Here is a 12584-nt window from a genome sequence, read left to right on the forward strand (position 1 = left end):
TTATCACAGAGCTACTTGTTCGTTATTCGATAAAACTAATTGATTTAAACTTAAGATTAAATCCTCAGGAATTATATACACTGTACTGGAGTCATTTTGATTCATTATCGAACCTTCATCTTCACCTAGATTCATGTAATATTTTGAAGTGGATCTATCTTGAAACATGAAAGTAACTGCACAATCTGACTTTAAAACATCAACAACACCCTTAATTCGTTCTCCTCGTTTTACCATTTCTGCAAAAGTAGAAATTGTCTCGAATTCTTCTTGAGAATAAACAATATAAGGCTCCTCTTCATCGGAATTAACCTTTCCAATCTCTGAAATTGATATACTTTCGATTATTCTTCCATCTAACTGAACTGGAATTGTCTTTTGATCTTTTTTTATAATAGTGGCTTCATTACTTTGACTTTTTATTGTTTGTTGGCTACAGCCAATAACACAAAATATACACAACAGAGAAAAGCTAAACATTAATAGTTTCATGTACATACCTCCTAGGTTCTTTATATACTTAGACGGTACTGTTTATAAAAAGTTACAGAAATAATTTGAATCTTCAAAGAGACACGTCCACACCTCTGAATTTGGTTAGAGCGATGTGAATGAAATTGTACAATTGCTATGGAGAAAGTCTTGATTCAAGAATACAGATAACTTTCGAGAAAAAGAATTAAATGTCAAGTTAAGGGGTTTTTAAAAGCAAATATAAAGGTAGATACGACAGCGGACCAAGTTTTAGCGGTGATACATTTGAGACTAATGCTAATTTGTCCGCTGATCAATTTAGCTTTTTATTTATAAATAATAAAAAATTAATGATAATGGACTGTTACTGAACATCCTTGATTAGTTTTATCCTTTATCAATTTTACTTATTAACCATTGGTTTTCTTGGAAAGTAAAATAAATTGTTAGGTTTATAACGCCATATAAATCTGAGCTGTGCTCTTGGTTAATGAAGTACTCTGTGTCAGAAAGTCTTTCTATTGTATAAGGTTGATCTAATAAAAATGATATATGTCCATCCATCGGGATAACCCCTAGTTTGTTGTTATACTCCACAAGCCTGTAATCCCATAAGTCTTTTGCTAGATCATAAGTCATGAAAGTTGAAAGGTAGTCATAATATTCTTTTTTAGAACTAAAAGTTTTTGATTCAAAGGAAGTTATAGAATCGGGACCATCTTCTGGTGTTAAGGATTCCTCAAATGTCATATTTTCTGTTAAATAATTTCCCATGTTATTGTATTTTTTAACTAATTGAATAAAAGTTTCCTCATCAACAGTCTCATTTTGATTAAACTGATTATTAGAATCTTCCGCTTTAGAATCTTTATTATCTTCTATAGAGGTATTTTCATTATGCTTACTTACATTATGATCACTATCATTTTTATTATTTTCAATAGTATTGATCTTTTCGCTTTCTTGTTCTTTTTGTTTAAAAAAGCCTTCAGGAATTATTTCTTTTACACTAATATTCAATTCTGAAAAAGGAGAGGCACTTTGTTCTAATATAATATTGTTTTCCGGTTGTATCCAAAAAGGGAAACTTATTGCGAGTATTAACACTAAGGAGAATATAAAAGTTGTTAATCCTGTAATAATAAAAGGATGTCTCCTTTTTTTTAATAAAGACTGTGTAACTTTTTCCTTATTATCTATGGAAAAATAAACATTCTTGTCTAAATGATTTTTTAAATGATTTTTAACTTGGGAATCAAAATGATCCATCTTTATATCCCCTCTTTTCCAGTTCTTTTTTTAGGTAAGCTTTACCCCTAATGAACCTTGTTTTAGTAGTATGAAAGTTTAATTTTAAAGTGATACTTATATCTTTGAGTTTAAAATCTTGCAAATAATAAAGAATTAATATTTCTTTATACTTTGGTTTTAAGCTGGAGATAGTATTTATGATTTCATTTTTTATCTCTTTTTGTTCCGCCATTTTTTCAGCAGAATTTGTAGAGTTATCATTGTATAAATCTGAATCAATTACGGGTTTATGAATAATATTTCGTATACTCCATTTTCGGTGGTAGTCTTTGCATTTGTTTAATGTGATTCTAATTAACCAAGTTTTGTAATCTGATTCATGGCGGAATGTGTTTAAGTACATATAACAAGATATAAATACTTCTTGAACAATATCGTCACATTGTGATTTATCCTTCAGATAAAGGTAAGCAATTCTTTTTAATTCGTCACCAAAGTCTTCCATTAGTTTAGTTAACAAATCTTCCTTTAATTGTACACTCTCTAACCTGTTATTTATTTCCAATACCCTCCACCTCCCTTTATAAATTAGACGTAACCAAAAGAAAAAGTTATTCAAAATTCAGCAATTCTTTTTATTTAAGGATAGAGTAATTTTGAGATTGGTACAAATGGTTACTTTAAATTTACCGATATGGATAGTTTAGAGTATATATATTTCCATTCAGTACGATATTGGAATTCATAAGGGGATTAAAATACAAGGGATTATGATCGATGAAAATTCTATCATTACAAAAACTGTTATGAGACAAGAGCATAATTTACTTATTAAGAGAATATACGAATATTATGTGTTTAACCTTGATGTGAAGCAGCAAATTTCTAACCTATATATTGGGAAGTTGTAGTATCCTCCTGCGCCTCTTATATCTAATATGACTTTCTTGAAAGCTCCATCTTATCCTTAGTATATGATATAGTACGGATTGACTTTAAAAAGACTACAGTAAAAACAAATAATACAGTTTGACTAATGACTTTTTTTAATTACCTTAAAACTTGTAATCTTTTTGTAACAAAAATGAGTCCATAATGTAATTTAATTCGTCTAAATGAGTGAGAATAAAATATGGAGGGATAAAATTAGTATGAAAAAATGGTTGTTATTAATAGTAGTTACTGGAGTATTAATTGGATGTGGACAACAGGAGGATGAAGTAACTCCAAATGAATCAGTTAATGATGAAAGCGAAGAAAATGTACTTGAAGAAGCATCTACAGATTCTAATGTTAAAGCAGAGGCTAGTGAAGAGAATGAAGAAGCTGTTACAAAAGAATCTGATCAACAGTTGACAACAACATCACAAGAATCCGAAGATGATTCACAAAAAAGTAAGGATGCAACCAAAGAACAAAGCGTTGATGAACAAGAAATCGATATTGAATTTATCAAAAACGAATTAAAAATCGGAATGATTGAACAAGAGGTTAAAGAATTAATAGGAGAGCCATTCAAAAAAGGTTATGATGCAAAGAATGCTGAACCAACATGGCTTTATAACATTAGGCCAATTAAAGGTTATTATTTTGAACAGCCCTTCGAAAACGAAGATATAGTTGACGCTATAGATGAAGAAGGGCTTAAGAATGGAGAAGTAGAGATAATACTATTTATAACGTGGGAAGAGGATAAAGTTTCTTATGTAAATGCCTCTTATACAAATGATAAAGGTCAAATTAAAAAATATCGTTTGTTTGAAGACAGAACAGTAAAAGAATCGTAAAAATCTTAGGACATTCACCTTATCGGTGAGTGTCTTTTTTAATCACAAAATATTTAGGGAGTGTCGGTAACTAATCACATTTATCAAACAAGACTAGGTGCACCTGATTTCAATGCAGGATAGAAAAGGTAAGAAAATGATATATAGAATGGAGAAAGTTTTCTAACTTATGAAAATGAGGAACGAACAACAGTATAGTGACACCTTTTTACCTTCAAATTTGATTATAAAGATGAAGGGAGGTGGCACACATGGCTTCTGCAGAAAGAATTGATTCTAGATTACAATTGACATTCGAAGAAGGCACAGACCCAGTCTCTGGAGATCCGATTTATAAGACCAAGTCTTTTAACAACGTGAAGTTAGATGCGACAGCTGACCAGCTGCTAGCGATCACGCAAGAGCTTGTCCCATTACAACAAATGGACTTATATTCGGTGAAACGTAATGACACAGAATTAATCACAGAGGATTAATCCAAAAATCATCAGAACTAGGGAGGTGTAGGTAATGAAGAAGATCGAATTGAAATTCGAAAATGAAGAAGGGAAAACAGTTACTTTCTCATTGGATAATCCAGTGGAGCCTGTCGATCCCGTGCAAGTTAATGCAGCAATGGATGCCATCCTTAATGAAAATGCCTTCTTTTCTTCTGGCGGTGACTTAGTCACAAAGAAAAGCGCCCGCATTGTCGAACGAAATTTTAGCGAAATCGAAATCTAAGGTAACAAAAAGGAGAGCAGACTAGCTCTCCTTTTCATGTAGGTGATGTAAGCACGTTTCAAGGAGAAAGCATTCTAAAAATATCCAAACAAAATACAACTACTTTAAGGAGAGGAGTTCTTCACATGGAGCAAACATGGATATCGTTAGTTACCGATCTCGGTTTTCCAGTTGCGGTGACTTTTTATTTGTTACACCGTATCGAAACGAAGCTCAATACATTAATTGAGTCCATTGTTGCTTTACCTGAAAAAATGAGGTAGTAAATGATTTAACCTCAGCTAACCCCCATAGTTAGCTGAGGTCATTAAAGAAGGCTGTTAGACGGTCGGTTCGAATGTTTGGCAATCTGTTTCTTTTTCATTGGCAGCACTTTTTCCGGTATGACTGACAACATAGATGGTAGCTGCATGACATCTATTGCCCTCAGCCCAGAACTTACAGTTATTTACCTCACATTTAACATCTTTCGCCATCTCACACACCTCCTATATGGATATTCTGATTCAAGAATCCAAAATAATGTGTGGGAAAATTTACTTTTGCGGGTACTTGGCTAGCAACTCTGAAATATAAGCATTTTTAAGATAAATATAATAATTATCAGCTGCTTTTTTGTAGACATTTTTCTGGTAATAAATATCTCCTAGAATGGCATGACAATATTTCACGTCAAGCGAATTTCCTGTCAACTGGAAATAAGGGATGATTTCATTTGTGATTTTGTTTCGGTAATTTTCAGAGCCATGTATCCCTTGAATAATGCCTTTTAATAAGTAGAAATAATAGTCATACTTTTTATTTTTGTTAAGTGATTTTCCACCATCAATCACATCTAATGCCATCTCTTCATCTTCAAGCAATGCGTATATAAGAGCGTTGAAAAAGTTATAGATGACTTTTAATGGAATTATTTTTTCATTGTAGATTGCTTTTCTACAATATTTTAGTGCGCTTTCAAAATCGTTGTCTGCTAAGTAAGCAGTCCCTAATAAATAATAGATGTAATTTCTGTATATGCTTGTGTAGTTATCCAGAATGGTATGTAATTCTTGAATGATATTCTTTATTGGTAGTTGTTGACTACGAAGGGAACTTTTAATCTTAATGATGCGAGATAATAAAATGTTGGGTTGATTTAGCGTTGATTGAAATATCGATAGTGCAGTGGAGGCATAGGAAACAGAACATAAGGTTTGTCCGATTTTATCATAGGCAAGAGCATAGTATAGGTGAATTTCACCATCTTTTTCAAACATAACAGGATTCTGCTTGATCGCTATATTTAAATAAGTAAATGCATCCTTTATTTGGTCGAGTAACAAATAATATAAGCCGATTGATTTGTGAAATGGATAGTTATTAACAGGAGTAAGGGTATCAGCATACTTCTTAGCATCTTCTAAGAACCTTTCAGCTACATCTGTGTGGAAAAGATTAAGTGCATGTTGGAAATTACACCACGTATATATCACACGTTGACTATAAAAATAAGTTATGGGAAATTTTTTGAGTTCTTTGTAGTATTTATTGGCGGTCGCATAATTTCTTTGGTTAATGCTTTGTTGCCAGGAGGTTAATTGATTATTGAGCGGATGGTATTCTGGATGGGAAAGTTCTCCTATTTGCAGGACTTTTACGATCCTCGACATTAATTCTTGAGAGGGGTAAGATTTACCCGATTCAACTCTACTGATTGTTGTAACACTCGTGTCCACTTTATTGGCCAGTTTTCCTTGCGTCCAATTGTGTTCTTTACGATATTGACGTATTAATTTTCCTTTTTCATACACTGATTTCACATCACTTTCCTTATAAAATTTAGTACAATATATATAATACTATAGAATCATTATAAAATCCATATATTTTCTAAAATATTCAATTTATTTACAAATGATCTTGATCGAAAACAGGAGTATTAATAAAATTACTAAAATGATAAATGTTTTTAAGCCGATCAACGGTACAATAAAAAGTAACCAGATGATAAAAATGGCGAAACCAACAATCATGATGAAGCAAAAATAAAAAAAACTTTTCATGGTGTTGTTATCTCCTTTGATTATGTAGTTAATATAAGTTATGACAATCGCCCAAAATCGTGATTTTTGAGATATTTTCCAAGTTAGCATATAATGTGTGGTTGAAGGGGGAATATATCGTGAAAAACATTAATATTAATGATTATCGTAAACCAGATTACCCAATTGATGATATCTTTTTAAAGCGTTGGTCACCTCGTTCTTTTTCAGAACAAGAAGTAGATGAAGAGACATTGATGTCAGTATTGGAGGCATCACGTTGGGCACCATCTGCAAGTAACAAGCAGCCATGGCGTTTTATCATTGCAAGAACAGAAGAGGACCGCAAGAAGTTTCAATCTTTTATTATGGATGGAAATCTTGCTTGGTGTGACAAGGCACCCGCATATGTACTAATTATCTCTGATACAGAAGTCGGAGGAACACATGGTTTTGATACTGGTACAGCTTGGGGTTATTTAGCTTTACAGGCAATGCAAAAAGGACTCATCACACACGCAATGGGTGGATTTTATAAGGGTAAAGCTCGTGAAGTATTAAACATTCCAGACCAATATGCAATCCATGCCGTCGTTGCAATCGGCTACCAAGATGAAATAGATAAATTAGAGGAAAAATTCCAAGAACGTGAACAACCGTCTGTTCGTCGTCCACTAACGGAAACGGTTATGGAAGGTGAATTTAGAGATTGATTTTTTTCTGGTACACGCACATTTTATAAGATGTGCGTGTTTTTTCTTGGATAAGCAATATCTCTTCTTAGGATACATGCTAATATCTAGGGAAGAGAAGCAGTTATCCCCGGAAGAGCGCCACATATCCCCGGAAGCGAGCCCCTGTTCCAAGGAAAAAGTCTTCCATTCCGGGGATATATGCTAATATCCCGGGAAGCGAAGCACATATCCCCGGAAGAGCGCCACATATCCCCGGAAGCGAGCCCCTGTTCCAAGGAAAAAGTCTTCCATTCCGGGGATATATGCTAATATCCCGGGAAGCGAAGCAGTTATCCCCGGAAGGGCGGCACATATCCCCGGAAGCGAGTCCCTGTTCCAAGGAAAAAGTCTTCCCTTCCGGGGATATATGCTAATATCCCGGGAAGCGAAGCAGTTATCCCCGGAAGGGCGGCACATATCCCCGGAAGCGAGTCCCTGTTCCAAGGAAAAAGTCTTCCCTTCCGGGGATATATGCTAATATCCCGGGAAGCGAAGCAGTTATCCCCGGAAGGGCGGCACATATCCCCGGAAGCGAGCCCCCTGCTCCAAGGAAAAAGTTTTCCCTTCCGGGGATATATGCTAATATCCAGGGAAGCGAAGCAATTATCCCCGGAAGAGCGTCACATATCCCCGGAAGCGAGCCCTCTGCTCCAAGGAAAAAGTTTTCCCTTCCGGGGATATATACTAGTATCCAGGGAAGCGAAACACATATCCCTGGAAGAGCGCCACATATCCCCGGAAGCGAGCCCCCTGCTCCAAGGAAAAAGTTTTCCCTTCCGGGGATATATGCGAATATCCCGGGAAGCGAAGCAGTTATCCCCGGAAGAGCGTCACATATCCCCGGAAGAGAATCCTAAAATCATGAATTAAATGTTTGCATCTACGAATAACCAGTTATCCCGAACTTAATAATGTAACTATTTTCTCTCTGCATGCAACTTTCCCGAATAGATACACAAACTACTACCTGATGAGGTGGTTATTTTGGTACAAGGAGCTATTAATCAAAATACAAAGTTAACCAAAGATTGGTTGCAAAATTATGTGGATGACTGGGTGGATTTTTATTTGAAACATACAGAGGAAGGGGAAGTTGCTTCCTATATACCACTTTTAAGTCAAGCAGAAAAGAGTCACTTAGGAATCTCAATCATGGGGATTAATGGAGTTAAGATTGAGTCTGGAAATGTTGATATTCCCTTCACACTACAAAGTATATCGAAAGTTTTTACCTTTATTGTAGCATGTATGGAAAGAGGCGTTTCCTATGTGTTAGATCGGGTTGACGTGGAGCCGACTGGTCAGGCTTTTAATTCGATTATGCATCTAGAAATGAAGCAGCTCAAAAAGCCATTTAATCCATTTGTGAATGCCGGTGCAATTACCGTAAGCTCGCTATTGAACGGTAAAACATCTGATGAGAAATTGGAGCCTCTTTTTCAGTTGTTGGAAACCATTCTAGGATATCGTCCTTCATTAAACATGGATGTATTTGAATCGGAAAGAGAAACCTCGATGCGAAATCGAGCTATTGGATATTATCTAGTCGAAACTGGCTATCTGGAATCAGAGTTAGAACTGACATTGGAAACGTATTTTAAACAATGTTCAATTGAAATTTCCCTTCAGGATTTGGCGCATTTAGGAACGGTACTAGCAAATGACGGTAGGGATCCGAAAACAGAGATAGACATTATTCCAAAGCAATTTACTCGTTTAGCAAAGTCCTTGATGTTGACTTGTGGGATGTATGATGCATCTGGGAAATTTGCTGCGTATGTCGGAATTCCAGCTAAAAGTGGTGTTTCTGGTGGAATTATTGCCGTTTCTCCTCCTAGAGCAAGACAAGAAGATCTTCCTTTCCTTGGAGGGTGTGGAATCGGAGTTTATGGCCCTGCGCTTGATAAACAGGGCAATAGTATCGCAGGAATTAAACTTCTCCGGCATATAGCAAAGCAATGGGATTTAAGTATATTTTAAGGTGTGAAGAACATAAGTCATTACACAAGAAAACGACAGAAAAAATAAAGAAAGTTTTCGCTAATATAAAAAGCATTTGTTATTGAAATTGTTCTTTCATAATTTTTTCTATTATGAGAGATAATAGTCCTAACTTATTATTAGGGAGTTGTTCAGATGGAAAATAATCACGAAAATGTTAAATTAACAGCCGCTGAAACATCCTACTTATGGAACACATACATGGGAGATAGTATGGCTATTTGTGTATTTAAGTATTTTCTTGAACACATCGAAGACGAAGATGTTAAATCTATTTTAAATCACGCATTGGATTTATCTCAGGAACATGTGGTGATGATTGAAGATATGTTCACAAAAGAAGGAATACAGATCCCACAAGGATTTACAGAACAAGATGTAAACCTAAAAGCCAAAAGACTTTTTTCTGATGTGTTTTATTTAAAATATATGAAGAATATGGCTAAAGGAGGGTTAGAAACTTATGGAAGAATAGTATCCAATATCTATCGACAAGATGTCCGTTCTTTTTTCTCCAAATGTTTAACATCTACTATTGAGCTAGATACGGAGTTGTCTAGGCTTTTATTAGAAAAAGGAATAGCCATGCGTCCTCCATCGATTCCATATCCACAAAAATTAGAGTTTGTACAGAAACAATCCTTTTTATTAGAAGGACTAGGTAGACGAGAAGCGCTTACGGGAGCAGAGATAGCTAACCTTCATGCCAATATTCAGACTAACCAATTAGGAACAAGTATAGCTGTGGCTTTTAGTCAAGTTGCTCAATCTAAAAAAATTCTTAATTTTCTGTTAAGAGGGCAAGACATTGCCTTGAAACATATAAAGGTCTTTAGTAGTTATTTAGAAATGAACTCTCTTCCTGTACCTATGTCCTTTGATCAGGAAGTAACCGATTCAACAGAATCTCCATTTTCGGATAAATTAATGCTATTTCATTTTGGGCTTATGATTTATGCTGGTATTGGAAACTATGGAGTAGCCATATCAGAGAGCCGACGAAGTGATTTAGTTGTGGATTATTCACGATTAGTAGCAGAGGTGTTGAAGTTTTCGGAGGATTTCGCAAATATTATGATTGCAAATGAATGGTTAGAGCAGCCACCATTGGCCGCTAATCGAAAAGATTTAGCAAAGGACTAAAATCCCTGTTATTCTTGTGTTTAATCCCACAAAAAATCAAAGAAGAAAAGGTTTACAATACTCGGTGGAATTTGTTATATTTAAGCTAATTTTTCAAATGGGGTGAATGGAATGTTATACCGTCTTGTTCGAAGTATCTAGTTTCTCGGGCTGGAAAAAACGCGTACCAGCCGTCAAGGGAGAAGTATGCCCTTTTTTAAGAACCTATATTTTGAACAGTGTTGGTAAGTCATTGATATTACGATGAAAACAAGACACTGTAGTCTTGTTTTTTTACATTTGAAAGGCGGTAAAAAATGAATGATGAAAAATTTTACGATAAAGTTGGAAAATTAAATGGTTGGGATTTTACTCATATAGAGTCTTTCTCTGAAGGTGTTAAATGGGATTTTTATCAAGAAGTAATCAATAGCTGTTTGAAAACAGACGTACTTTTAGATATTGGTACTGGTGGCGGTGAAAACTTATTAAGAATTGCACCTTCCCTATTTTTCTTGGTTGGAATTGATTTATCCAACTCAATGGTGGAAACAGCTCAATCTAATTTACAGAAATCAACCATACCAAACGTAAAGTTCTTTCAAATGTCGTCTGCTGAGTTGCGATTCCCTACTTGTTTTTTTGACATTGTGTCATGCTGTCACGCACCCTTTTCGGCAACAGAAATAGCTAAGGTATTAAAGAACGATGGTTGGTTTTTGACAGAACAAGTAAGTGAAGCGGATAAATTAAATATAAAAAAAGCATTTGGTAGAGGGCAAGCTTATCATCAAACCGATGGAGTATTAAAAGAACGATATGTTCATGAACTGAAAGAAGCAGGTTTTTCTGACATTCAATCTTTTGAATATGATGCAATAGAATATTTTAAAAGACCAGAAGACCTTCTTTTTTTGCTGAAACATACACCAATTATTCCTGACTTTGGTCAAGATAAAAAGGACTTTGAAATATTGAATGATTTCATAGAGAACTATAGCAGTGAAAAAGGAATTCGCACAAACTCTAAAAGATTTCTTCTGATAGCTAAAAAGTAAATTGGAAAATCTAAAACATGCATAAACAAACATAAAGGTCGTCCATTGTGGCGATCTTTTTCTTATAATTTACATTTAACATGGTTCTTGGCATTTTATGTTAAAATACTCAAATAGTTAGTTGTTGGAGCTGCACAGATCAATAATCAGTAAAAGAAATAAAGTAGGCATTAAGTGCGAATTTATATAAGGCTATTAAATGATGTAAACAAAGAGTTTGCACTTGTAACTATAAGTTTATTTCTTATTATGTCATATTGTTGTAGTGTTTTCTTAGGAGGTGCTAATATGGATATTGAATTTGGTAATAAACTGAAGACATTAAGAGAAGAAAGGGCTTGGTCTCAAGATGACTTAGCTAAGGAAATAAATGTGTCACGTCAAGCGGTTTATAAATGGGAAGCGAATAAAGGTTATCCGGATATACATAATCTTATTAGAATAAGTGATATTTTTAATGTGACGATTGATGATTTGATAAGAAGTGATAAAGACTTACAAGATAAGATAAGTATTGATGAAGAAGAAAACTTTGATCAATTCTCAGACCCAGGGTTTTATATAGGAATTATGTTAGTATTTCTTAGTATATATATTTCTAATGATTCACTCTCAAATATGTTTATGATAATCGGAGTTTTAACAGTTCTATTTTTAACGGATACGATTAAATCAATAAAGTCACTCTTTTAGAATAGATGATATTCACAAACGTTTAAGAAGGTGGGAACTATGGACATTTTAATTGAGCAATTACAGTACAAAGATGCAGATAAATTATTTAAATTTGAACTTGAAAACAGAAATTTCTTTGAAAAAATGGTACCAAGTCGTGGAGATGATTATTATGACTTTGAGATATTTAAAAAACGGCATCAAGCCTTATTAGATGAACAAGCACAAGGTTTATCATATTTTTATTTAATTAAAAATATCAGTGGAGAAATTCTTGGAAGAATGAATTTGGTAGATATAGATAAGTCGGGTTATTCGGGACATGTTGGTTATCGAGTAGGAGAATCATATACCGGAAAAGGAATTGCTTACACAGCGTTAAGGCTATTAATAGAAACAGTAAGTGAGCAAGGAATAAAACAGCTCTTAGCCAAGACAACAAATAATAATATAGCATCACAAAAAGTATTGGAGAAAAACGGTTTTGAGCATATTAGAACAGACGCTGAAGAAATAGATGGACAAAATCTAAAGTTTGTTTATTACTTGTGGACTAATTAGAGATCAATGGAATAGGTGTAACGCTGCAAAAATGGAATATAACGTTAAGATGGTAAGAGGAGGGAATATCAATGATGCTTTTAGGACCTTTTCTAATAGCACTTATTGATTATTTTGGCGTTAACCTGGTGGTTTAGCAAAAAGGACTTCCCTCCAAGTCCCTTTTTTCATCTG

At 34.4% G+C, this 12584-nt stretch carries 15 protein-coding genes; 10 read left to right on the plus strand and 5 right to left on the minus strand.

Features of this window, described 5'->3' with window-relative positions:
* Positions 1-3: 3 nt before the first annotated feature.
* From GHT08_RS05955 to GHT08_RS05965, 3 genes are all read right to left on the minus strand, one after another.
* Positions 4-492, minus strand: a complete 489-nt coding sequence (locus GHT08_RS05955; protein WP_163580516.1) for a YhfM domain-containing protein — start codon at positions 490-492, stop codon at positions 4-6.
* A 369-nt stretch (positions 493-861) separates the two neighbouring features.
* Positions 862-1743: a hypothetical protein gene (locus GHT08_RS05960; protein ID WP_163580517.1), complete on the minus strand. Its 882-nt coding sequence runs from the start codon at positions 1741-1743 to the stop codon at positions 862-864.
* Complete coding sequence (locus GHT08_RS05965; protein WP_163580518.1) at positions 1730-2290, minus strand: sigma-70 family RNA polymerase sigma factor; 561 nt, start codon at positions 2288-2290, stop codon at positions 1730-1732. Before GHT08_RS05965 ends, GHT08_RS05960 begins: the two co-directional genes overlap by 14 nt.
* Positions 2291-2876: 586 nt before the next feature.
* On the opposite strand from GHT08_RS05965, the gene GHT08_RS05970 reads away from it, so the two are divergent.
* From GHT08_RS05970 to GHT08_RS05985, 4 genes are all read left to right on the plus strand, one after another.
* Positions 2877-3512: a hypothetical protein gene (locus tag GHT08_RS05970; protein ID WP_163580519.1), complete on the plus strand. Its 636-nt coding sequence runs from the start codon at positions 2877-2879 to the stop codon at positions 3510-3512.
* Between the two features lie 251 nt (positions 3513-3763).
* The gene (locus GHT08_RS05975; RefSeq protein ID WP_163580520.1) at positions 3764-3988 is read left to right on the plus strand and encodes a DUF1659 domain-containing protein; all 225 of its coding nucleotides are present in this window, start codon (positions 3764-3766) and stop codon (positions 3986-3988) included.
* Positions 3989-4022: 34 nt separating this feature from the next.
* Positions 4023-4235: a DUF2922 domain-containing protein gene (locus tag GHT08_RS05980; protein WP_163580521.1), complete on the plus strand. Its 213-nt coding sequence runs from the start codon at positions 4023-4025 to the stop codon at positions 4233-4235.
* Positions 4236-4360: 125 nt separating this feature from the next.
* Entirely contained in the window at positions 4361-4498 is a 138-nt protein-coding gene (locus GHT08_RS05985; protein WP_018930736.1) for a YvrJ family protein, read from the plus strand.
* 57 nt (positions 4499-4555) lie between these two features.
* On the opposite strand, the gene GHT08_RS05990 is transcribed toward GHT08_RS05985, so the two are convergent.
* Together GHT08_RS05990 and GHT08_RS05995 are read right to left on the minus strand one after the other, a co-directional pair.
* Complete coding sequence (locus tag GHT08_RS05990) at positions 4556-4711, minus strand: DUF1540 domain-containing protein (protein WP_018930735.1); 156 nt, start codon at positions 4709-4711, stop codon at positions 4556-4558.
* Between the two features lie 60 nt (positions 4712-4771).
* Complete coding sequence (locus tag GHT08_RS05995; protein ID WP_163580522.1) at positions 4772-6037, minus strand: helix-turn-helix domain-containing protein; 1266 nt, start codon at positions 6035-6037, stop codon at positions 4772-4774.
* 362 nt (positions 6038-6399) lie between these two features.
* Between GHT08_RS05995 and GHT08_RS06000 the strand changes: the two genes are divergently transcribed.
* From GHT08_RS06000 to GHT08_RS06025, 6 genes are all read left to right on the plus strand, one after another.
* Positions 6400-6972, plus strand: a complete 573-nt coding sequence (locus GHT08_RS06000) for a nitroreductase family protein (RefSeq protein ID WP_163580523.1) — start codon at positions 6400-6402, stop codon at positions 6970-6972.
* 1005 nt (positions 6973-7977) lie between these two features.
* Positions 7978-8973 carry a glutaminase gene (locus tag GHT08_RS06005; RefSeq protein ID WP_163580524.1) on the plus strand — a complete coding sequence of 332 codons (996 nt, stop codon included), beginning with the start codon at positions 7978-7980 and terminating at the stop codon, positions 8971-8973.
* A gap of 156 nt (positions 8974-9129) precedes the next feature.
* Positions 9130-10137 (plus strand): DUF3231 family protein, encoded by a 1008-nt coding sequence (locus tag GHT08_RS06010; RefSeq protein ID WP_163580525.1) that lies wholly within the window; start codon positions 9130-9132, stop codon positions 10135-10137.
* A 296-nt stretch (positions 10138-10433) separates the two neighbouring features.
* On the plus strand, positions 10434-11174 hold the full coding sequence (locus GHT08_RS06015) for a class I SAM-dependent methyltransferase (protein ID WP_163580526.1): 741 nt from the start codon (positions 10434-10436) through the stop codon (positions 11172-11174).
* 288 nt (positions 11175-11462) lie between these two features.
* The gene (locus GHT08_RS06020; protein WP_163580527.1) at positions 11463-11867 is read left to right on the plus strand and encodes a helix-turn-helix transcriptional regulator; all 405 of its coding nucleotides are present in this window, start codon (positions 11463-11465) and stop codon (positions 11865-11867) included.
* Positions 11868-11906: 39 nt separating this feature from the next.
* Positions 11907-12410 carry a GNAT family N-acetyltransferase gene (locus GHT08_RS06025; protein ID WP_163580528.1) on the plus strand — a complete coding sequence of 168 codons (504 nt, stop codon included), beginning with the start codon at positions 11907-11909 and terminating at the stop codon, positions 12408-12410.
* Positions 12411-12584: the final 174 nt, after the last annotated feature.

The sequence above is a fragment of the Gracilibacillus saliphilus genome (genome assembly GCF_010994085.1).
In the GTDB taxonomy this organism is placed as follows: Bacteria; Bacillota; Bacilli; order Bacillales; family Amphibacillaceae; genus Gracilibacillus; species Gracilibacillus lacisalsi.

What these genes read in the sequence shown, in the direction of transcription:
- GHT08_RS05955 (WP_163580516.1), bottom strand. Translation starts at nt 492, where the DNA reads ATGAAACTATTAATGTTTAGCTTTTCTCTGTTGTGTATATTTTGTGTT.
- GHT08_RS05960 (WP_163580517.1), bottom strand. Translation starts at nt 1,743, where the DNA reads ATGGATCATTTTGATTCCCAAGTTAAAAATCATTTAAAAAATCATTTA.
- GHT08_RS05970 (WP_163580519.1), top strand. Translation starts at nt 2,877, where the DNA reads ATGAAAAAATGGTTGTTATTAATAGTAGTTACTGGAGTATTAATTGGA.
- GHT08_RS05975 (WP_163580520.1), top strand. Translation starts at nt 3,764, where the DNA reads ATGGCTTCTGCAGAAAGAATTGATTCTAGATTACAATTGACATTCGAA.
- GHT08_RS05980 (WP_163580521.1), top strand. Translation starts at nt 4,023, where the DNA reads ATGAAGAAGATCGAATTGAAATTCGAAAATGAAGAAGGGAAAACAGTT.
- GHT08_RS05985 (WP_018930736.1), top strand. Translation starts at nt 4,361, where the DNA reads ATGGAGCAAACATGGATATCGTTAGTTACCGATCTCGGTTTTCCAGTT.
- GHT08_RS05990 (WP_018930735.1), bottom strand. Translation starts at nt 4,711, where the DNA reads ATGGCGAAAGATGTTAAATGTGAGGTAAATAACTGTAAGTTCTGGGCT.
- GHT08_RS06010 (WP_163580525.1), top strand. Translation starts at nt 9,130, where the DNA reads ATGGAAAATAATCACGAAAATGTTAAATTAACAGCCGCTGAAACATCC.
- GHT08_RS06015 (WP_163580526.1), top strand. Translation starts at nt 10,434, where the DNA reads ATGAATGATGAAAAATTTTACGATAAAGTTGGAAAATTAAATGGTTGG.
- GHT08_RS06020 (WP_163580527.1), top strand. Translation starts at nt 11,463, where the DNA reads ATGGATATTGAATTTGGTAATAAACTGAAGACATTAAGAGAAGAAAGG.
- GHT08_RS06025 (WP_163580528.1), top strand. Translation starts at nt 11,907, where the DNA reads ATGGACATTTTAATTGAGCAATTACAGTACAAAGATGCAGATAAATTA.